This is a genomic window from Mycolicibacterium madagascariense (genome assembly GCF_010729665.1).
GTDB lineage: Bacteria > Actinomycetota > Actinomycetes > Mycobacteriales > Mycobacteriaceae > Mycobacterium > Mycobacterium madagascariense.
The window spans coordinates 4,583,782-4,602,428 of the sequence record NZ_AP022610.1 but is presented as its reverse complement, the minus strand read 5'-3'; the positions used below and the strand labels follow the sequence as shown (position 1 = coordinate 4,602,428).

The window sequence follows — 18,647 nt, the reverse complement described above, 5'->3', positions numbered from 1 at the left end:
CACGCCTTGCACGGAGCTAGGTTCTATGTACTATACCTAGCATGACGGACCGCATCTCCGGACGACTCGCCGACCACCCGACCGTTCGGAAGATGCGGGGTCGCAAGACGGATCCGCCGGGCGTCATCGACGCCGACTGGCTGCGGGAGCTCTGCCTGGCGGCCGGTGCCGACGACGTCGCCTTCGCCAGCGTCGACAACCCCAATCTCGCGTCCGAGCGTGAACACGTCGAAGGGGCCCTGCCGGGGGCGAAGAGCTTCATCTCGCTGGTGGTGCGGATGAACCGCGACAACGTCCGCTCACCCGCCCGCAGCGTCGCCAACCAGGAGTTTCACCGCACCGGCGAGATCATCAACGAGGCCGCGCACCGCATCACCCGCGCGCTGCAGGACGCCGGGCACCGCGCCCTCAACCCGTCGGCGACCTTCCCCATGGAGATGGATCGGTTCCCCGGCCGCATCTGGGTCGTGGCGCACAAGCCCGTGGCGGTGGCGTCCGGGCTGGGCGTCATGGGCATCCACCGCAACGTGATCCACCCGAAGTTCGGCAACTTCATCCTGCTCGCGACGATCCTCGTCGACGCACCCGTGTCGAGTTACGGTGAGCCGCTGGACTATTCGCCCTGTCTGGAGTGCAAGCTCTGTGTGGCGGCCTGCCCGGTGGGCGCGATCGGCAAGGACGGTGAGTTCGACTTCGTCGCCTGCTCGGTGCACAACTACCGCGAGTTCATGGGCGGCTTCACCGACTACGTCCAGACCATCGCCGACAGCACCGATGCCGCCGACTTCCGTTCGCGCGTCACGGATTCGGAGAACGCGTCGATGTGGCAGAGCCTGTCGTTCAAGGCGAACTACAAGGCCGCCTACTGCCTCGCGGTCTGCCCGGCGGGGGAGGACGTCATCGAGCCGTTCCTCGACGACCGCAAGGGTTTCATGGACCTGGTGCTCAAACCGCTGCAGGCCAAGCGCGAGACGCTCTACGTGCTGCCGAACTCGGCGGCCAAGGCGCACGCCGAGAAGCGTTACCCGCACAAGCCGACGAAGGTGGTCGACAGCGGGATCTCCGGCCGCACCTAAGCCCCGCGAGCAGACGTAAAGGGCCCTGACACACCGCAATTGAGGGCCCTTTGCGTCTGCTCGCGGGAGGAACTCAGCCCCAGGCGTGGACGGTGTTCTGCGCGGCCTCCAGACCCACCTGAATCAACAGCTCGGTGGCGTCGGCGGCGTGCTCGACCAGCAGGCCGAGCTCGGGGCGTTCGGCGGCGGTGAAGTTCTCCAGCACGAACGTCGCGGGGTCCTTGCGGCCGGGCGGGCGGCCGATGCCGACCCGCACGCGCTGAAAGTCCCTGGTGCCCAACGCCGATGCCACCGACCGCAGGCCGTTGTGACCGCCTTCGCCGCCGCCCAGTTTGAGCCGGATACGACCGAAGTCGATGTCGAGCTCGTCGTGGATGGTGATGACGTCGGCGGGCGCCACGGAGTGGAACTTGGCCAGCGGGCCGACCTGGCGTCCCGATTCGTTCATGAACACCCGCGGCTTGGCCAGCACCACCGACCGGCCGCCGAGACGACCCGTGGTCAGTAGGGCACCAGACTTCTTGTGCACCTTGAAGTCCGAGCCGAGACGGTCGGCCAGGACGTCGGCGACGAGGAAGCCCACGTTGTGGCGGGTCGTCTCATACCGCGGTCCGGGATTGCCAAGGCCGACCACCAGAAGCGGCTCGGCCACCTCAGAACCCTATTCGGACTCGGAGTCCGCGGACCCCTCGTCCTCGGCCGCGCTCTCCTCGGCGGCGGCGGGCTCGTCGACGGCCTCGCCGGCACCCTCGGCCTCGAGGTCCGCGGCGGTCGGCGCCGGGATCACGTTGACGACCAGCAGTTCGGGGTCGGAGACCAGCGTGACGCCGTCGGGCAGCGGCACCTGCGAGGCGAGGAACTGCGTGCCGGCGGGGATGCCCTCGACCGAGAGGGTCAGGCTCTCGGGGATCGACATGGCGTCGGACTCGATCTCGATGGTGTTGGACTCCTGGTTGACCAGGGTGTCGGGGCCCGCGTCGCCCTCGACGACGACGTTGACCTCGACGGTCACCTTCTCACCGCGGCGCACGATGATGAGGTCGACGTGCTGGATGTTGCGACGGATCGGGTGGATCTCGATCTGCTTGGGCAACGCGAGGGCTTCCTTGCCGTCGATGTCCAGGGTGAGGACGGCGTTGGTGCCGAAATTGCGCAGCACGGCGGCGAATTCGCGGGCCGGCAGCGTCAGGTGCTGCGGATCGGAGCCGTGGCCGTAGAGCACCGCGGGCACCTTGCCGTCACGGCGGGCCTGGCGCGAGGCGCCCTTGCCGGTCTTCGTCCGGACCTCGGCGGTCAGATTGTTCGTGGCGTGGGCCGCTGTCTTGGCCATGTGCATCGCTCCCTGTCATACCGTTAATGGCACGGTGAGGGGCGTTGAGAAGCAGCCGGGCTGCGAATCGGTTCCCGTCGATAACGGTGCACCCGCGGGTCCACCCTCGCCGTGATCGAGAGCCAGGTTAGCGCAGAACCGTCTCAGAGCGGAAATTCGGTGCCGGTGAGCTGCTCGGACAGCTCCCACAGCTTCGTCGCCGTCGTCGCGTTGCGGGCCAGCGGGCTGCGCGCGGTCAGCCCGGTGGGCCCGGCCATGCCGAACTTCGGACCGATGAAGCTGTCGCCGGGCAGCTCCTGCGACGCCGCGAAGAGCGTCTGCCTGGCGCCGAAGTCGGCGTCGGTCGCCACCTTGTTGCCCAGAGCCATCATCGCGGCGCTGAACCTGCCCGCGGCGTGGCCCTGCAGGTTGGTCGCCGAGTAGCCGGGGTGGGCGGACTGGGCGGTCACGACGGAGTCCGCGGCGTCGAGCCTGCGCTGTAACTCCTTGCTGAACAACAGGTTCGCCAGCTTGGCCTGTCCGTAGGCCAGCCACGCGGAGTAGGGCCGCGACGTCCAGTTGAGGTCCTTGAGGCTGATCTTGCCGAGCAGGTGCAGCATCGAGGACACCGTGACGACCCGGTCGCCGATCTTGGGCAGCAGCAGGTTGGTCAGGGCGAAGTGGCCGAGGTGGTTGGTGCCGATCTGACTCTCGAAGCCGTCGACGGTCCTCGCGTACGGCACGGCCATGATGCCCGCGTTGTTGATCAGCACGTCCACCTGCTCGACGCCGTCGGCGAAGGCGCGCACCGAGGCCAGGTTCTGCAGGTCGAGCGGGCGCACCTCGACGTCACCGGTCATGCCCGCCGCGGCGGCCCTGCCCTTGTCGAGATTGCGCACCGCCACGATGACCTTGGCGCCGACCCTGGCCAACTCCCGCGCGGTCACCTCGCCGAGTCCACTGTTCGCACCGGTCACGATGACCGTGCGCCCCTCGAACGACGGCAGGTTCGACGCTGTCCAGTCACTCATGCGCCCAGCCTAGAGAACGTCTACTTCGCGGTGACGGTGAAGCCCTTGATGATGGCCTCGACGTCCGGCCCGTCGGCCTTGGCTTGGTCGGCGAAGGAGGTCACCGTGAGCTGGACGAGGTAGGTCAGGCCGGGCACGTTGGGCCGCGGGGGAGTGCCGGTCGCGAAGACGATGCGGTTGTAGCTCTGCATGCGCTGGCCGTTGAGGTCGTAGGTGCCCTCGATCATCGACGACGGGAAACCCCTGAAGTCGGCGGTGGAGGCGTTGAGTTGGGTGAAGTCCTTCGACAGCAGGGCGTCGCCGTTGGCGTGCTTGAGGGCGTCCTTCACGTCGAAGGGGCCGTCGAGCCGGAAGACCAGCAGCATCGCGGTCGGGTAGGTGTCGCCCTTGGCGATGGTGCGGGTCCCCGGCGACAGCTTCGGGCTGAAGTAGGGCGCCCATCCCGGCGGCTGCGGTACTGACACGACCAGGTCGGTCAGTTTGTCCGGTGCGATGGGCACGCCGTTGACGCCGGCATTCTCGAGGTACGTCGACAGCGAGATCGGCTTCTCCGCCGCGGCGCTGCTGGTGGGAGCGGCCGACGTCGGCGTCGTCCAGATCGACCGGTAGTCCGGTTCCGAGGTGCCGCACCCGACCAGCCCCACCGCGACGGCGAGCCCGGCTCCGGCCAGTCGCAGTCGGGCCGGTCTCACGACACGGCCACCTTGAATCCCGAGACGATCTCGCTCAGTGGGGGCGACTGCGCGATCGGCTGGTCGGACTTCGTGGTCACCGTCATCTGCACCAGGTAGCGGGCGGACGCCGACGGCACGTCGGCCAGCACGATCCGGCTGTAGTGCTCGGCGTTGGCGAGCGTGCCCTGCGCGGCGGCGGACGGGAACCCGTCGTAGTCGTCGAAGGACTCGGTGACGTCGGTGCAGCCGGGGGGTAGCGCGTCGAGGTTGGCGTGCTTGATCGCCTCCCGGGGGTCGAAGTCGCCGATCAGCCGGATCGCCATCAGGGTGACCGACGGCAGCGAGCCGGCGGAGCCCGTCGGCTGCACGTATTCGATGCCGGTGGAGAACATCGGATCGCCGGTGCGCGCCCACCCGTCGGGCACGGGCACGGTGACCGACAACCCGGTGGCCTTGTCGAAGGGCGTGGGTTGGCCGGTGACGTTGATCGAGGCCAGGTAGTCGCGGAACGTGGCGGGCTGGCCGGCCGGTGGCGGCGCGGGTGGCGCCGGGGTCAGCGCGGGCAGGGACGCCGTGCTCGACGTGGGCGTGGTGGACGACGAGGACGAGGCCTCGGAACCGCCGGCACCGGCGTGGCAGCCGGCGACGGCGAGCACCATCGCGAGTGCAGCGGCGCCGCGGCGAACCGGTGTCACGACACCACGCGGGCGTCGGCGTGCGAGGACATCTCAGGCATCCCCGTCGAACAGCCCCGTCACCGAACCGTTCTCGAAGACCGCGCGGATGGTGCTGGCCAGCAGCGGTGCGATCGACAGCACCGTGAGCTGAGGGAACATCTTGTCGTCACCGATCGGCAGCGTGTTGGTGACGACGACCTCGCGCGCGCCGCTCTCGGCCAGCCGGTCGCGCGCCGGGTCGGACAGCACGCCGTGCGTCGCGGCGATGATGACGTCGGCGGCGCCGTCCTGCTTGAGCAGCTTGACCGCGCCGGCGATGGTCCCGCCGGTGTCGATCATGTCGTCGGTGAGGATGCACGTCTTGCCGCGCACGTCGCCGACGACGCGGTTGGACTTGACCTGGTTGGGCACCAGGGGATCGCGGGTCTTGTGGATGAAGGCCAGTGGAACGCCGCCGAGGGAGTCCGCCCACTTCTCCGCCACGCGGACGCGGCCCGAGTCGGGCGAGACGACCACCAGGTCGTGGTCGCGGTAGTTGTCGCCGATGTACCCGCACAGCAGCGCCTGTCCGCGCATGTGGTCGACGGGGCCGTCGAAGAAGCCCTGGATCTGGTCGGTGTGCAGGTCGACGGAGACGATGCGATCGGCGCCGGCGGTCTTGAGCAGGTCGGCGACGAGCCGGGCCGAGATGGGCTCGCGGCCGCGGTGCTTCTTGTCCTGTCGCGCATAGGGATAGAACGGCAGGATGGCCGTGATGCGCTTGGCGCTGCCGCGCTTGAGCGCGTCGATCATCAGCAGCTGCTCCATCAACCACTTGTTCAGCGGTGCCGGATGGGACTGCAGGACGAACGCGTCGCAGCCGCGGACCGACTCGTCGAAGCGGACGAAGATCTCGCCGTTGGCGAAGTCACGCGCGGTCTGCGCGGTGACGGCGACGTCGAGTTCCTTGGCGACCTGCTCGGCCAGCTCGGGGTGCGCGCGGCCCGAGAAGAGCATCAGGTTCTTGCGGTTGTCGGTCCAGTCCGTGGCCACGTGAGCTGCCTTTGCCGTCGGGGATCGATACGGGTAGATCGTACGTACGGGATCTGAGCGCCGGTGGCCGGGTTACCGCAAAGCCAACGTCAGGTGTCGGCGTGGTCGGCGTTCCCGGCCGCGACGGCCGACGCGCTGCCGGGCCGCTTGCGCGTCACCCAGCCCTCGATGTTGCGCTGCGGACCCGCCGAGACGGCCAGCGCGCCGGGTGGGACGTCCTCGCGCACGACGGTCCCCGCGCCGGTGTAGGCGCCGTCGCCGATGGTGACGGGGGCGACGAACATGGTGTCCGATCCGGTGCGGACGTGCGAGCCAATCGTGGTGCGGCGCTTGGTCTCTCCGTCGTAGTTCACGAACACACTCGACGCGCCGATGTTGCTGTGCTCGCCGATGTCGGCATCCCCGACGTAGGTCAGGTGCGGCACCTTGGTGCCCGCGCCGATGGTCGCGTTCTTCGTCTCGACGAAGGTGCCGATCTTGCCCTCGGCGCCCAGCACGGTGCCCGGCCGCAGGAACGCGAACGGGCCGACGACGGCGCCGTCGCCGATCACCGACGACGACCCCTGGGTGCGGATCACGGTGGCGCCTTCACCGACGACGACGCCCGTCAGCGTCGTGTCGGGGCCGATCTGACAGCGCGCGCCGACGCGCGTCGTGCCCAGCAGCTGGGTGCCGGGGGCGACGACGGTGTCGCGGCCGACCGTGACGTCGACGTCGATCCACGTCGTGGCCGGGTCGACGATGCTGACGCCGCTGCGCTGCAGCCGGGCGACGAGGCGCCGGTTGAGCTCGCGGTGCAGGTCGGCGAGCTGTACGCGATCGTTGACGCCGGCCACCAGTGCGCTGTCGTCGACGTGGCGGCCCAGCACGCGCAGGCCGTCGCGGCGGAAGATCTCGATGGCGTCGGTCAGGTACAGCTCGCCCTGGGCGTTGTCGGCGCTGAGCTTGGTCAGCGCCGATCGCAGCGCGGCCGCGTCGAACGCGTAGACGGCGGCGTTCACCTCGTGGATCGCCAGCTGCGACGGCGACGCGTCGGCCTGCTCGACGATGCTGGTGACCTCGCCGTCCTGGGTGCGCATGATGCGGCCGTAGCCGGTGGGGTCGGGCAGCGTCGTGGTCAGCAGCGTCGCGGCGGCGGACTGCGCGGCGTGGGCGTCGACGAGCCCGGCCAGCGTCTCGGCGTCCAGCAGCGGGACGTCACCGGCGGTCACCACGACCGTGCCGGTGAAGTCCTCGGGCAGCGCGGCCAGCCCGCAGCCGACCGCGTGCCCGGTGCCGAGCTGGCGGTCCTGTACGGCGACGTCGATGGGGCGGCCGAGGTCGTCGGCGAGGCTGGCGACGGCCGCGGCGACGCGTTCGCGTTCGGTGCCGACGACGACGACCAGGTGCTGCGGGGAGACCTTCGCGACGGCGTGCAGGGCGTGCGCGAGCATGCTGCGCCCGGCCAGGGTGTGCAGGACCTTGGGCACGTCGGACTGCATCCGCGTGCCCGCGCCCGCCGCCAGGACGATGACCGCGGTGTCGCCTCGTGTCGTCATGTGGCCTCCTTCGTGGATGTCGGCGCGCTCAGCGGCGCTGCCGACGCTCAGTGCGCCGAGACCGGGAAATGCGGGAGCCCCGTCGTGCCCCGTGTGCTCCGTCGCCAGGACTCGAACCTGAACTATCTGAACCAAAATCAGAGGTGCTGCCGATTACACCACGACGGACTGCGGGGATGACTTTAGTCGACGGGCCGGCAGCTAGGCTCGCAGTCGTGGCGGCACCGGAGAAGGAAGCGCGGCCCCCACGCGCGCGCATGACCGGTAGCGAACGCCGCCAGCAGCTGATCGAGATCGCCAAGTCGCTGTTCGCCGAGCGCGGATACGACGCGACGTCGATCGAGGAGATCGCGCAGCGGGCCAACGTGTCCAAGCCCGTCGTCTACGAGCACTTCGGCGGCAAGGAGGGCCTCTACGCAGTGGTCGTCGACCGCGAGATGTCGGCGCTGCTGGACGGCATCACCTCGTCGCTGACCAACAACAGGTCGCGGGTGCGGGTCGAGAGGGTGGCGCTCGCGCTGCTGACCTACGTCGAGGAACGCACCGACGGTTTCCGCATCCTCATCAGAGACTCCCCGGCCAGCATCGCGTCGGGCACGTACTCGAGCCTGCTGAACGACGCCGTGAGCCAGGTCTCCTCGATCCTGGCCGGTGACTTCGCCCGCCGCGGTCTCGATCCTCAACTGGCGCCGCTCTACGCCCAGGCCCTGGTCGGATCGGTCTCGATGACGGCGCAGTGGTGGCTCGACACCCGGGAACCGAAGAAGGAAGTCGTCGCCGCGCACCTGGTGAACCTGATGTGGAACGGGTTGACGCATCTGGAGGCCGACCCGGAGCTGCACGACCAACAGTGACTCTCGAATGGCCAGTCGTCGCACGCATTTTCGACGACTCCGGCGGGTACGTGGCCACTCGATGGCAGTGACTAGGATGGATGGACGATGACCACCTCGGGGCACCCCCATGTCCAGACCCCGATGGCGGGCCTGGTCCGTCTCGCGCTGTCCGATCCCGGTCTGGCCGAGCTGACCCGGCGGGCAGCCGACGGCGTCGCCGAGATGGCGCTCGTCGGGCCTGCGCCCGCCCGCCTGTTCGTCGCCGCCGCGCTCGCCGACGCGGGCCCGCTGCTCGTCGTCACCGCGACCGGTCGGGAGGCCGACGACCTGACCGCCGAACTGCGCGCGGTGCTCGGCGACGCGGTCGCGATGTTCCCGTCGTGGGAGACGCTGCCGCACGAACGCCTGTCGCCGGGGGTCGAGACCGTCGGTGCGCGGATGATGGTGCTGCGGCGGTTGAACAACCCCGACGACGCGCGGTTCGGCGGGCCGCTGCGGGTGGTCGTGACGACGGCGCGGTCGCTGCTGCAGCCGATGGCGCCGGATCTCGCCGACATCGAGCCGGTCATCCTGACCGTCGGCGAGGAGACCGACTTCGACGGCCTCCTGACGCGCCTGGTCGAGCTGGCCTACACGCGGGTCGACATGGTGGGCAAGCGCGGTGAGTTCGCGGTCCGCGGCGGCATCCTCGACGTGTTCGCGCCGACGGCCGAGCATCCCGTGCGCATCGAGTTCTGGGGTGACGAGGTCAGCGAGATGCGGATGTTCGCCGTCGCCGATCAGCGCTCGCTGCCCGACGCCGCGGTGCAGACCCTGATCGCCGTGCCGTGCCGCGAGCTGCTGCTCACCGAGGAGGTCCGTCGGCGGGCGGCGGCGCTGTCGGTCGACCAACCCCACGACGTCGACCGCGTCACCGGGACGGTCGGGGACATGCTGGCCAAGCTCGGCGAGGGCATCCCGGTCGACGGCATGGAGGCGCTGCTGCCCGTGCTGCGCCCGACCGAGCTGTCGCTGCTGACCGATCACCTGCCCGCGGCGGCCCCGGTGTTGATCTGCGACCCCGAGAAGGTGCGCACCCGCGCGGCCGACCTGATCAAGACGGGCCAGGAGTTCCTCGAGGCGTCGTGGTCGGTGGCGGCGATGGGTGCCGACGCCCCCATCGACGTCGGACAGCTGGGCGGGTCGGGCTTCCGCGAGCTCGCCGACGTGCGCGCCGGTGCCGAGGCCGGCGGCCACCCGTGGTGGACGCTGAGTCAGCTGGGCAACCCCGATGCCCTCGAACTCGACGTCAAGGCGGCGCCGTCGGCGCGCGGGCAGCAGAACGGTCTGGACGAGATGTTCGCGATGCTGCGGGCCCACGTGCTGACCGGCGGGCTGGCCGCGGTCGTCACCCCCGGCACGGGCACCGCCAACCGGGTCGTCGAGCAGCTCGGCGAATCCGACACGGCCGCAGCCATTCTCGCGCCCGGGGACGTGCCCAAGCCCGGCGTCGTCGGCGTGCTGAAGGGCCCGCTGCACGACGGCGTGATCCTGCCCGGCGCCAACCTCGTCGTCATCACCGAGACCGATCTGACCGGCAACCGGGCCACCGCGCCGGAGGGCAAGCGCCTGGCGGCCAAGCGCCGCAACGTCGTCGACCCGCTGGCGCTGACCGCAGGCGACCTCGTCGTGCACGATCAGCACGGCATCGGCCGCTTCGTCGAGATGGTGGAGCGCACCATCGGGGGCGCGCGCCGCGAGTACCTGGTGCTGGAGTACGCCTCGGCCAAGCGGGGCGGCGGGTCGGACAAGCTGTTCGTGCCGATGGACTCACTCGACCAGCTGTCGCGCTACGTCGGCGGCACCGAACCGACGCTGAGCAAGCTCGGCGGCAGCGACTGGACCAACACGAAGACCAAGGCGCGCAAGGCCGTTCGCGAGATCGCCGGCGAACTGGTCACGCTGTACGCCAAGCGCCAGGCCGCGCCCGGCTACGCCTACGGGCCCGACACCCCGTGGCAGGCCGAGATGGAGGATGCGTTCGGGTTCACCGAGACCATGGATCAGCTGACCGCCATCACCGAGGTCAAGGCCGACATGGAGAAGCCCGTCCCGATGGACCGCGTCATCTGCGGTGACGTCGGTTACGGCAAGACGGAGATCGCGGTGCGGGCGGCGTTCAAGGCCGTGCAGGCCGGCAAGCAGGTCGCGGTGCTGGTGCCGACGACGCTGCTGGCCGACCAGCACCTGCAGACGTTCACGTCCCGGATGGCGGGTTTTCCGGTGACGGTGAAGGGGCTCTCGCGGTTCACCGACAACGCCGAGTCGCGAAAGGTGTTGGCGGGCATGAAGGATGGCTCGGTCGACATCGTCATCGGCACGCACCGGCTGCTGCAGACCGGCGTCACGTGGAAGGACCTCGGTCTGGTCGTGGTCGACGAGGAACAGCGCTTCGGCGTCGAGCACAAGGAGCACATCAAGTCGATGCGCACCCACGTCGACGTGCTGACGATGAGCGCCACGCCGATCCCGCGCACGCTCGAGATGAGTCTCGCGGGCATCCGGGAGATGTCGACGATCCTCACCCCGCCCGAGGAGCGCTTCCCGGTGCTGACCTACGTCGGTCCCCATGACGACAAGCAGGTGGCCGCCGCGCTGCGCCGCGAACTGCTGCGCGACGGGCAGGCGTTCTACATCCACAACCGGGTGCGCTCGATCGACGCGGCCGCGGCGAAGGTGCGCCAGCTGGTGCCCGAGGCCCGGGTCGTGGTGGCGCACGGGCAGATGCCCGAGGAGGCGCTCGAGCGCACGGTCGAGGGGTTCTGGAACCGGGAGTACGACATCCTGGTCTGCACGACGATCGTCGAGACGGGCCTGGACATCTCGAATGCCAACACCCTCATCGTCGAACGGGCCGACACGTTCGGGTTGTCCCAGCTGCACCAGCTGCGCGGCCGCGTCGGACGTAGCCGCGAGCGGGGTTACGCGTACTTCCTGTACCCGCCCGAGGTGCCGCTGACCGAGACGGCCTACGACCGGCTTGCGACCATCGCCCAGAACAACGAGTTGGGGGCGGGTATGGCGGTCGCGATGAAGGACCTCGAGATCCGCGGTGCGGGAAACGTTCTCGGCGCCGAGCAGTCCGGTCACGTCGCCGGCGTCGGCTTCGACCTGTACGTCCGGCTGGTGGGCGAGGCGGTCGAGGCCTACCGTGCCGTGGTCGACGGGAATCCCGTTGCCGCCGTTGAGGAACCGAAGGAGGTCCGCATCGATCTGCCCGTCGACGCGCATCTGCCGCCGGACTACATCGGCAGCGATCGGCTGCGGCTGGAGGGCTACCGCAGGCTCGCGGCCGCGCAGGACGACGCCGCGATCGCCGGCGTCGTCGAAGAGCTCATCGACCGGTACGGTCCGCTGCCGGAGGCCGCCGAACTCCTCGTCGCGGTGGCCCGGTTGCGGCTGCTGTGCAAGAAGTACGGCGTGACCGAGGTCGGGGCGCCCTCGGCGTCGACGATCCGCATCACGCCGCTGACCCTGCTGGATTCCCAGCAGATGCGGCTCAAGCGGATGTACCCGTCGGCGACGTACCGCGCGACGACGTCGACGATCACGGTGCCCATCCCGCGCGCCGGTGACGGCGTGGGGGCGCCGCGCGTCCGGGACGCCGAATTGTTGCGCGTGGTCGCCGGATTGCTGCTGGCGCTGGACGGTCGGGCGCAGAACGAGGTCGACGTCGTCGGCGGAGGTGTCGCGCGATGACCGTCGTGCTGGTCGATCCCCGCCGCCCGTCGATGGTGCCGGTGGAGGCGATCGTGCTGCTCGCCGGCGACGTGCAATACACCGAGGAGATGCCGATCAGGGTGCCGTGGTCGCTGCCGGCGTCGCGGCCCGCCTACACCGGGGAGGACGCGCCCGTGCTGCTGTCGTCGGACCCCGAGCACCCGATGGTGCGGGCCCGGCTGGCCGCGGGCGCCCAGCTCATCTCGGCGCCGGCGCCCAAGCCGGGGGAGCGGCTCGTCGACGCGGTCGCGATCATGGACCGGTTGCGCACGTCGGGCCCGTGGGAGAGCGAGCAGACCCACGATTCGCTGCGCCGGTACCTGCTGGAGGAGACCTACGAGCTCTTCGACGCCGTCCGCAGCGGCGACCCCGCCGAGTTGCGCGAGGAACTCGGCGACGTGCTGCTGCAGGTGCTGTTCCACGCGCGCATCGCCGAGGATGCGCTGGAGGTGCCCTTCGGCATCGACGACGTCGCGGACTCGCTGGTCCGCAAGCTCGGCAACCGGGCGCCGGCAGTGCTTGCGGGAGAACCGATCTCGCTCGGAGAGCAGATCGCCCAGTGGGAGGAGCGCAAGGCGACCGAGAGTGCGGTCAAGGCGCGCCGGTCCTGCGTGGACGACGTGCCGACCGGCCAGCCCGCGCTGGCGTTGACGCAGAAGGTGCTCGAGCGCGTCGAGGCGGCCGGGCTGCCGTCCGACCTCATCCCCGAGGGGCTCCGCACGATCACGCTGGTGCCGGGCGAGGATGCCGAGAACGCCTTGCGCACACGGACGTTGGAGTTCATGGACACGGTGCGCACGGTCGAGCAGGACGTCATCGCGAGCAGGCGGGGTTCCGACGTGGCCGGGGAACTCGACGACGACCGCCTCGGCACGGTCACCGAGCAGGAGTGGCGGGCGCACTGGCCGGGCGCCGAGCAGCCCGTGCTTCAGGAGAACAGCGTCGAGCCCCAGTAGGCCGACGCGTCGCCCTCGCGCAGCCCCGGCGGGCAGGCGAACAGCGCGGTGCCCGTGTGGGTGATGTATTCGTTGAGCGCGTCGCTGCGGGACAGTGCGGTCTGCATCGGGACGAAGGACGTCCGCGGGTCGCGCACGAACGCGATGAAGAACAGGCCGGCGTCGAGATGGCCGAAACCGTCGGTGCCGTCGGTGAAGTTGTATCCGCGGCGGAGGATCTCGATGCCACCGAGGTTTTCCTTGGACGCCAGGCGGACGTGGGCGTCGGTGTCGATGAGCGGGGTGCCCTTCGAACTCTTGGTGGTCAGGTCCAGCGCCGCGAACTCGTCGGCGTGACCGATCGGCGCACCGCTGCCCTTCAACCGGCCGATCACCCGCTCCTGTTCGAGCAGGGTCGTGCGGTCCCAACTCTCGATGCGCATCCGGATGCGGCGGGTCACGAGGTACGTGCCGCCCGTCATCCACGCCGGCCCGTCGCCATCGGCGACCCAGACGTGCCGGTCGAGCGCGGCGGTGTCCTCGGCCTTCAGGTTCGCCGTTCCGTCCTTGAAGCCGAACAGGTTTCGCGGCGTGGCCTGGTCCCTGGTGGTCGACGAGGTGCGCCCGAAGCCCAGCTGCGAATAGCGCACCGCCGCGGTCCCGAAGGCGACGCGGGCGAGGTTCCTGATGGCGTGCACGGCGACCTGCGGGTCGTTGGCGCAGGCCTGGACGCAGATGTCGCCGTGGCTCCTGGCGGGGTCCATCGTCTCGTTGGGGAACTTCGGCATGTCGATCAACGCCGCGGGCCGTCGGTCGGCGACGCCGAAGCGGTCCTTGCCGTCCTTGGTGAAGAAGGACGGCCCGAACCCGATCGTCAGCGTCAGCTGTGACGGTGAAAGGCCAAGCGCCTCACCGGTATCGGCGGGGAGCGTACGGGTTGAGGCCGACGGCGCCGTGCTCGACGGCCTCCTCGGCGCGCGTCATCCGCTCGGCCATGGCCGTCCACTGCTGCAGCATCGCGACCACCTCGGAGCGGTCGTCGGTGGTGACGTCGAAAGCGCAGAAGTGCATGCGGTCCTGCGAGGCGGTGACGATGCCGGCCTGGCGTTCGCCGCGGAAGGGCACCTCGGTCTGCACCTCGCCGGTCGCCGGGTTGGACGCCGAGGCCCGCCCGGCCAGCGCGCCCGCACTGGCCGCCCCGACCACCGCCGCGCCAACTCCGGCCGCGCCGAACAGCTTTCGACGCGACAGGGCTCGGTTCGTCGCCTCCGGTGGGTTCGGGGCGGGCGCGTCGCCGGGGGGATTACTGGGGTGCGATGACACCTTGCACCTGGCTCACCTCATTGGACAGCGCGTCGATCGAGCGCGACAGTTCCTGGCGCTGCGGCTCGGTCACGGTGTCGTACAGCACGAAGCCATCGCCCTGGCGGTACTTCGCCAGCAGCGCCTCGGACTCGCTGAAGCGCTGATCGACCTTCTTGCCGAGGTCGGCGTCGCGCTCGTCGAGGATGGGACGCACGGAGGCGACCGCGGTCTGGCTGCCCTGCAGGTTGGCGTTGAAGTCCCAGAGGTCGGTGTGGCTGAAGATGTCCTCCTCGCCACTGATCTTGCTCTTGCTGATCTCGTCGAGCAGACCCTGCGCGCCGCCGGCGATCTTGGTGGAGTCGACCGTGAAGCCGGGTGCCTTGACGCCCGCGTCGAGTTCCTTGACGTCGGCCACCAGCTGGTCGGCGAGCGCGTTGGCGTCGGGCTGCAGACCGGTCACCCAGAGTTGCTTCTCCAAGGCGTGGAAGCCGGTCCACTTCTGGCCGGGCTCCAGGTCGGCCTCGCGGAGGTCGATGCGCGGGTCGAGGTCGTCGGGGAACGACTCGGCGACCGGCTCGATGCGCTCGTAATACGTTCGCGCGACCGGGAATTGGGCCTTGGCGGCGTTGACGTCCCTGGCCTTGACGGCCGCGACGAAGGCGTCGACGGCCGGGACCAGCGCATCGGTCTGGCTGTTGACGTAGCGCTTGTAGTTGTCGGCGGCTTCCTTGAACTTGCCCTCGGTGTCGATCTGGACGGCGTCGCCGGTGACCGTGAAGTCGCCGCGCAGGCCGTCGCCGATCATGCCCGGCTTGCAGGCGGTCTGATAGGTGCCGGGCTCGGGCAGCTGCACGACGAGCTTGCGCTGCAGTCCGGGGGAGATGTTCTCGACCTCGCCCATGACCCGGTCGCCCGCGCCGTAGACGTAGAACTCGGTGACCTTGGTGCCGTTGTTGGTGACGACGAACGTCGCCGGGCCGGTACCGCTCTTGGTACCGGAGAGCTCGCACGTGGTGTCGGTGGCGGCCACGGTGATCTGGTCGCCTGCCGCGCTACCGCTGGAGGTGCTGCCCGAGGGGGTGGACTCCTTGGCCTGGCAGCCGACGAGCGAGAGGCCCGCCAGCAGTGCGGTCGCCGCAGCGATACCTGCCCGCGCGGCGATGGGAGCGACGTTCTCGGAGGGGTTCACCTGGTCGACCTTTCGGATGTGCTCGTTGCGGGGGTGTCCGCGGGCGGGGTGTCCGTCCGCGTGACCGGCGCCGGCGTGGGGCGCAGGAAGACCAACAGGACGAGTACGAGGTACAGCGTCCAGCCGATGAATTGCAGCCAGGTCGGCGTCGGGGTGACGTTGAAGACGCCCTGGACGACCTGCCCGTACCAGCTCGACCAGTCCATCCAGGAGCTGATGTCGAACGGTCGGCTCGCGAGCCCGGGCAGCCACCCGACGGTCTGCAGCGCGCCGATGCCGTAGGAGAGGATGCCCGCGGCGACGACGATGAGGAACGCGCCGGTGTACTTGAAGAACTTCGCCAGGTTGATCCGCAGCGCACCCCGGTACATGGCGTAGGCGATCGCGACGGCGACGAGGACGCCGGCGATGAGGCCCGTCAGCGGCCACAGCGTCTTGGCCTCGGCGAAGCCGACCATGAACAGTGCGGTCTCGACGCCCTCGCGGCCCACGGCGAGGAACGACAGCGCGAGCACGGCGAGCGGGCCCGCCTCCAGCGCGCGCGCCATGTCCCCGCGCAGCTGGCCGGACATGCCTGCGGCGGCCTTGCGCATCCAGAGCACCATCGTCGTGACGATCGCGACGGCCGTCAGCGATGCGACGCCGGCGATGGCCTCAGCGCCCAGGCCCGAGATGGTGTTCTGGCCGATCTGGATCGCGAGGAAGACCGCGACGGTCGCGGCGATCGCGGCGCCGACGCCGAGCCACACCCACTTGCACGCGTCGCGGCGGCCGGACTTGACCAGGAATGCGAACAGAATGGTGACGACGATCGCGGCCTCGAGGCCCTCGCGCACGCCGATGAGGGCGCTGCCGAACAGCTGCGAGGAGACGCTGGGGCCGGCGGCGAGCACGGTGGCGGGAGCGTCCAAGAGGGCCGTCATGGTGTCGTCCTCGCTACTCAGGCTTGGTGAACCAAGCATTGCCTTGCCAATGCTAGGTGTGGCTCACCTTAGCAAGCCCGCCGAGGTAACCAAAGCCGTCTCACCCGACCGCGGGACCGCCGTTCGCGAGGCACGATGCGGACGCATGGGACGATGGCGGGAAGTCGTTGTGCTGCTCGCCTGCGCACACATTCGTCTCGCATCCGCGTGCGCGGAATCTGAACGTGATGAGGAGTCCGGTGTCGCCAGTGCGTTGGCTGCGGGCCGTGACGGTGATCGTGGCAGCGTTCCTGCTGATGGCGTCCTCGTGTTCGTGGCAGGCGGGCATCCCCATCCCCGAGGGCGTGCCGCCCCCGCCGGGGGATCCGGTGCCGCAGGTGGACACCCACGCCAAGGGGCGTCCCGCCGATCAGTTGCACGACTGGGCCGCGCGGCGCGCGCCCGCCCTCGGCATCCCGGTGACGGCGCTCGAGGCCTACGCGTACGCGGCGCGGGTCGCCGAGGTGGAGAACCCGAAGTGCCACGTCGCCTGGACGACGCTCGCGGGCATCGGGATGGTCGAGAGCCACCACGGCACCTACGGCGGGTCGCGGGTGCTGCCCAACGGGGACGTCCGCCCGCCCATCCGCGGCGTCATGCTCGACGGCACGATGGGCAACCTCGCGATCCCGGACACCGACGGCGGCAAGCTCGACGGCGACCCGCTGTTCGACCGCGCGATGGGCCCCATGCAGTTCATCCCCGAGACGTGGCGGCTGTACGGCGTCGACGCCAACAACGACGGCGTCATCAGCCCCGACAACATCGACGACGCGGCGCTGTCGGCGGCCGGATACCTGTGCTGGCGCGGCAAGGACCTCGGCAAGCCGCGCGGCTGGATGGACGCGCTGCGCGCCTACAACCTGTCTGACCAGTACGCCCGCACCGTCCGCGACTGGGCGACCGCCTACGCCGCGGGACACTCCCTCTAACCAGCGCCGCCCGCGACTGCGGCGGCAGCCGCCAAGGCGACGCTCTAGGCTGTGCCCTTGCAAGCAAGTCCGTAACACCCCCCGACACGAGGGAGACGTCAGTGCCCGTCATCGAGCAGATCGCAGCGCGAGAGATCCTCGACTCCCGGGGCAACCCGACCGTCGAGGTCGAAGTGGCTCTCGACGACGGTTCGGCCGCCCGCGCCGCGGTGCCGTCGGGCGCGTCGACCGGTGAGCACGAGGCCGTCGAACTGCGCGACGGGGGAGACCGCTACGGCGGCAAGGGCGTCGAACGGGCCGTCAAGGCCGTCGGCGACGAACTGGCGCCTGCGGTGATCGGCCTCAACGCCGACGACCAGCGGCTCGTCGACCAGGCGCTGCTCGACTGCGACGGGACCGCCGACAAGTCGAGGCTCGGCGCGAACGCGATCCTCGGGGTGTCCCTCGCCGTGGCGAAGGCGGCCGCCGACGCCGCGGCGCTGCCGCTGTTCCGCTACGTCGGCGGGCCCAACGCCCACATCCTGCCCGTGCCGATGATGAACATCGTCAACGGCGGCGCGCACGCCGACACCGGCGTCGACGTGCAGGAGTTCATGGTCGCCCCGATCGGCGCGCCGTCCTTCCGGGAGGCGCTGCGCTGGGGCGCCGAGGTGTATCACTCGCTGAAGTCGGTGCTCAAGAAGCAGGGGCTGGCCACCGGTCTCGGTGACGAGGGCGGCTTCGCGCCCGACATCGCAGGCACCCGCGCCGCACTCGACCTGATCAGTTCGGCCATCGAGGCCACCGGTTTGACGCTGGGGGCCGACGTGGCGCTGGCGCTCGACGTCGCCGCCACCGAGTTCTACACCGAGGGCAAGGGTTACGCCTTCGAGAAGGAGACCAGGACCGCCGAGCAGATGGCCGACTTCTACGCCGACCTGCTCGACGCCTACCCGCTGGTGTCGATCGAGGACCCGCTGTCCGAGGACGATTGGGACGGCTGGGTATCGCTGACCACCGCGATCGGGGACCGCATCCAGATCGTCGGCGACGACCTCTTCGTCACCAATCCCGAACGCCTCGAAGAGGGCATCGACAAGGGTGCCGCCAACGCCCTGCTGGTGAAGGTCAACCAGATCGGCACGCTCACCGAGACTCTGGACGCCGTCGCGCTCGCGCACAACAACGGTTACCGCACCATGATGAGCCACCGCTCCGGGGAGACCGAGGACACCACCATCGCCGACCTCGCCGTCGCCGTGGGCAGCGGGCAGATCAAGACCGGTGCGCCGGCCCGCAGCGAGCGCGTCGCCAAGTACAACCAGCTGCTGCGCATCGAAGAGGAACTGGGTGACGCCGCGCGCTACGCCGGCGACTTGGCCTTCCCCCGATTCTCCGTCGAGACAAGGTAAT

The 18,647-nt window shown here is 69.9% G+C and carries 15 protein-coding genes, 1 tRNA gene and 1 pseudogene; 6 read left to right on the top strand and 11 right to left on the bottom strand.

Annotation, left to right across the window (positions count from 1 at the left end; all coding sequences use genetic code 11):
• The first annotated feature begins 41 nt into the window (after window positions 1–41).
• Window positions 42–1,076, top strand: coding sequence for an epoxyqueuosine reductase (locus tag G6N60_RS21680; RefSeq protein WP_163741144.1), 1,035 nt, complete (start codon window positions 42–44; stop codon window positions 1,074–1,076).
• Between the two features lie 73 nt (window positions 1,077–1,149).
• On the opposite strand, the gene pth is transcribed toward G6N60_RS21680, so the two are convergent.
• The 8 genes from pth to G6N60_RS21640 form a co-directional block, all read right to left on the bottom strand.
• On the bottom strand, window positions 1,150–1,728 hold the full coding sequence (pth, locus tag G6N60_RS21675; protein WP_163741142.1) for an aminoacyl-tRNA hydrolase: 579 nt from the start codon (window positions 1,726–1,728) through the stop codon (window positions 1,150–1,152).
• A 9-nt stretch (window positions 1,729–1,737) separates the two neighbouring features.
• Window positions 1,738–2,406, bottom strand: coding sequence for a 50S ribosomal protein L25/general stress protein Ctc (locus G6N60_RS21670; protein ID WP_163741140.1), 669 nt, complete (start codon window positions 2,404–2,406; stop codon window positions 1,738–1,740).
• 143 nt (window positions 2,407–2,549) lie between these two features.
• Window positions 2,550–3,416, bottom strand: coding sequence for an oxidoreductase (locus G6N60_RS21665; RefSeq protein WP_163741137.1), 867 nt, complete (start codon window positions 3,414–3,416; stop codon window positions 2,550–2,552).
• Between the two features lie 20 nt (window positions 3,417–3,436).
• Window positions 3,437–4,108 (bottom strand): LpqN/LpqT family lipoprotein, encoded by a 672-nt coding sequence (locus tag G6N60_RS21660; protein ID WP_246240898.1) that lies wholly within the window; start codon window positions 4,106–4,108, stop codon window positions 3,437–3,439.
• The gene (locus G6N60_RS21655; RefSeq protein ID WP_163741135.1) at window positions 4,105–4,785 is read right to left on the bottom strand and encodes an LpqN/LpqT family lipoprotein; all 681 of its coding nucleotides are present in this window, start codon (window positions 4,783–4,785) and stop codon (window positions 4,105–4,107) included. Before G6N60_RS21655 ends, G6N60_RS21660 begins: the two co-directional genes overlap by 4 nt.
• 33 nt (window positions 4,786–4,818) lie before the next feature.
• Window positions 4,819–5,799 (bottom strand): ribose-phosphate diphosphokinase, encoded by a 981-nt coding sequence (locus G6N60_RS21650; RefSeq protein ID WP_163741133.1) that lies wholly within the window; start codon window positions 5,797–5,799, stop codon window positions 4,819–4,821.
• A gap of 89 nt (window positions 5,800–5,888) precedes the next feature.
• On the bottom strand, window positions 5,889–7,337 hold the full coding sequence (glmU, locus tag G6N60_RS21645) for a bifunctional UDP-N-acetylglucosamine diphosphorylase/glucosamine-1-phosphate N-acetyltransferase GlmU (protein ID WP_163741131.1): 1,449 nt from the start codon (window positions 7,335–7,337) through the stop codon (window positions 5,889–5,891).
• A 96-nt stretch (window positions 7,338–7,433) separates the two neighbouring features.
• A tRNA-Gln gene (locus G6N60_RS21640) sits at window positions 7,434–7,505 on the bottom strand.
• 89 nt (window positions 7,506–7,594) lie between these two features.
• Between G6N60_RS21640 and G6N60_RS21635 the strand changes: the two genes are divergently transcribed.
• The 3 genes from G6N60_RS21635 to G6N60_RS21625 all read left to right on the top strand — a co-directional run bounded on the left by G6N60_RS21635 (window position 7,595) and on the right by G6N60_RS21625 (window position 12,888).
• Window positions 7,595–8,191 carry a TetR/AcrR family transcriptional regulator gene (locus G6N60_RS21635; protein ID WP_246241296.1) on the top strand — a complete coding sequence of 199 codons (597 nt, stop codon included), beginning with the start codon at window positions 7,595–7,597 and terminating at the stop codon, window positions 8,189–8,191.
• 87 nt (window positions 8,192–8,278) lie between these two features.
• Window positions 8,279–11,911 carry a transcription-repair coupling factor gene (gene mfd, locus G6N60_RS21630; RefSeq protein WP_163741127.1) on the top strand — a complete coding sequence of 1,211 codons (3,633 nt, stop codon included), beginning with the start codon at window positions 8,279–8,281 and terminating at the stop codon, window positions 11,909–11,911.
• Window positions 11,908–12,888, top strand: a complete 981-nt coding sequence (locus tag G6N60_RS21625) for a nucleoside triphosphate pyrophosphohydrolase (RefSeq protein WP_163741125.1) — start codon at window positions 11,908–11,910, stop codon at window positions 12,886–12,888. Before mfd ends, G6N60_RS21625 begins: the two co-directional genes overlap by 4 nt.
• On the opposite strand, the pseudogene efeB reads toward G6N60_RS21625, so the two are convergent.
• From efeB to efeU, 3 genes and pseudogenes are all read right to left on the bottom strand, one after another.
• Window positions 12,861–14,118: pseudogene (efeB, locus tag G6N60_RS21620) on the bottom strand (iron uptake transporter deferrochelatase/peroxidase subunit). The gene G6N60_RS21625 and the pseudogene efeB sit on opposite strands and share 28 nt — an antisense overlap.
• 52 nt (window positions 14,119–14,170) lie before the next feature.
• A complete protein-coding gene (gene efeO / locus G6N60_RS21615) occupies window positions 14,171–15,361 on the bottom strand; it encodes an iron uptake system protein EfeO (protein ID WP_163741123.1) in 1,191 nt (396 codons plus the stop codon).
• Window positions 15,358–16,284, bottom strand: a complete 927-nt coding sequence (gene efeU, locus G6N60_RS21610; protein ID WP_163741121.1) for an iron uptake transporter permease EfeU — start codon at window positions 16,282–16,284, stop codon at window positions 15,358–15,360. Before efeU ends, efeO begins: the two co-directional genes overlap by 4 nt.
• Before the next feature lie 239 nt (window positions 16,285–16,523).
• Here efeU and G6N60_RS21605 point away from each other — a divergent pair, with 239 nt between their 5' ends.
• Together G6N60_RS21605 and eno are read left to right on the top strand one after the other, a co-directional pair.
• A complete protein-coding gene (locus tag G6N60_RS21605) occupies window positions 16,524–17,255 on the top strand; it encodes a lytic transglycosylase domain-containing protein (protein ID WP_163741119.1) in 732 nt (243 codons plus the stop codon).
• Between the two features lie 101 nt (window positions 17,256–17,356).
• Window positions 17,357–18,646: a phosphopyruvate hydratase gene (eno, locus tag G6N60_RS21600; RefSeq protein ID WP_163741117.1), complete on the top strand. Its 1,290-nt coding sequence runs from the start codon at window positions 17,357–17,359 to the stop codon at window positions 18,644–18,646.
• Window position 18,647 lies beyond the last annotated feature (1 nt).

Bases quoted from the DNA above. Each gene is read 5' to 3' on its own strand.
- G6N60_RS21665 (WP_163741137.1), bottom strand. From the start codon at position 3,416: ATGAGTGACTGGACAGCGTCGAACCTGCCGTCGTTCGAGGGGCGCACG.
- mfd (WP_163741127.1), top strand. From the start codon at position 8,279: ATGACCACCTCGGGGCACCCCCATGTCCAGACCCCGATGGCGGGCCTG.
- G6N60_RS21670 (WP_163741140.1), bottom strand. From the start codon at position 2,406: ATGGCCAAGACAGCGGCCCACGCCACGAACAATCTGACCGCCGAGGTC.
- glmU (WP_163741131.1), bottom strand. From the start codon at position 7,337: ATGACGACACGAGGCGACACCGCGGTCATCGTCCTGGCGGCGGGCGCG.
- G6N60_RS21680 (WP_163741144.1), top strand. From the start codon at position 42: ATGACGGACCGCATCTCCGGACGACTCGCCGACCACCCGACCGTTCGG.
- G6N60_RS21635 (WP_246241296.1), top strand. From the start codon at position 7,595: ATGACCGGTAGCGAACGCCGCCAGCAGCTGATCGAGATCGCCAAGTCG.
- G6N60_RS21625 (WP_163741125.1), top strand. From the start codon at position 11,908: ATGACCGTCGTGCTGGTCGATCCCCGCCGCCCGTCGATGGTGCCGGTG.
- efeU (WP_163741121.1), bottom strand. From the start codon at position 16,284: ATGACGGCCCTCTTGGACGCTCCCGCCACCGTGCTCGCCGCCGGCCCC.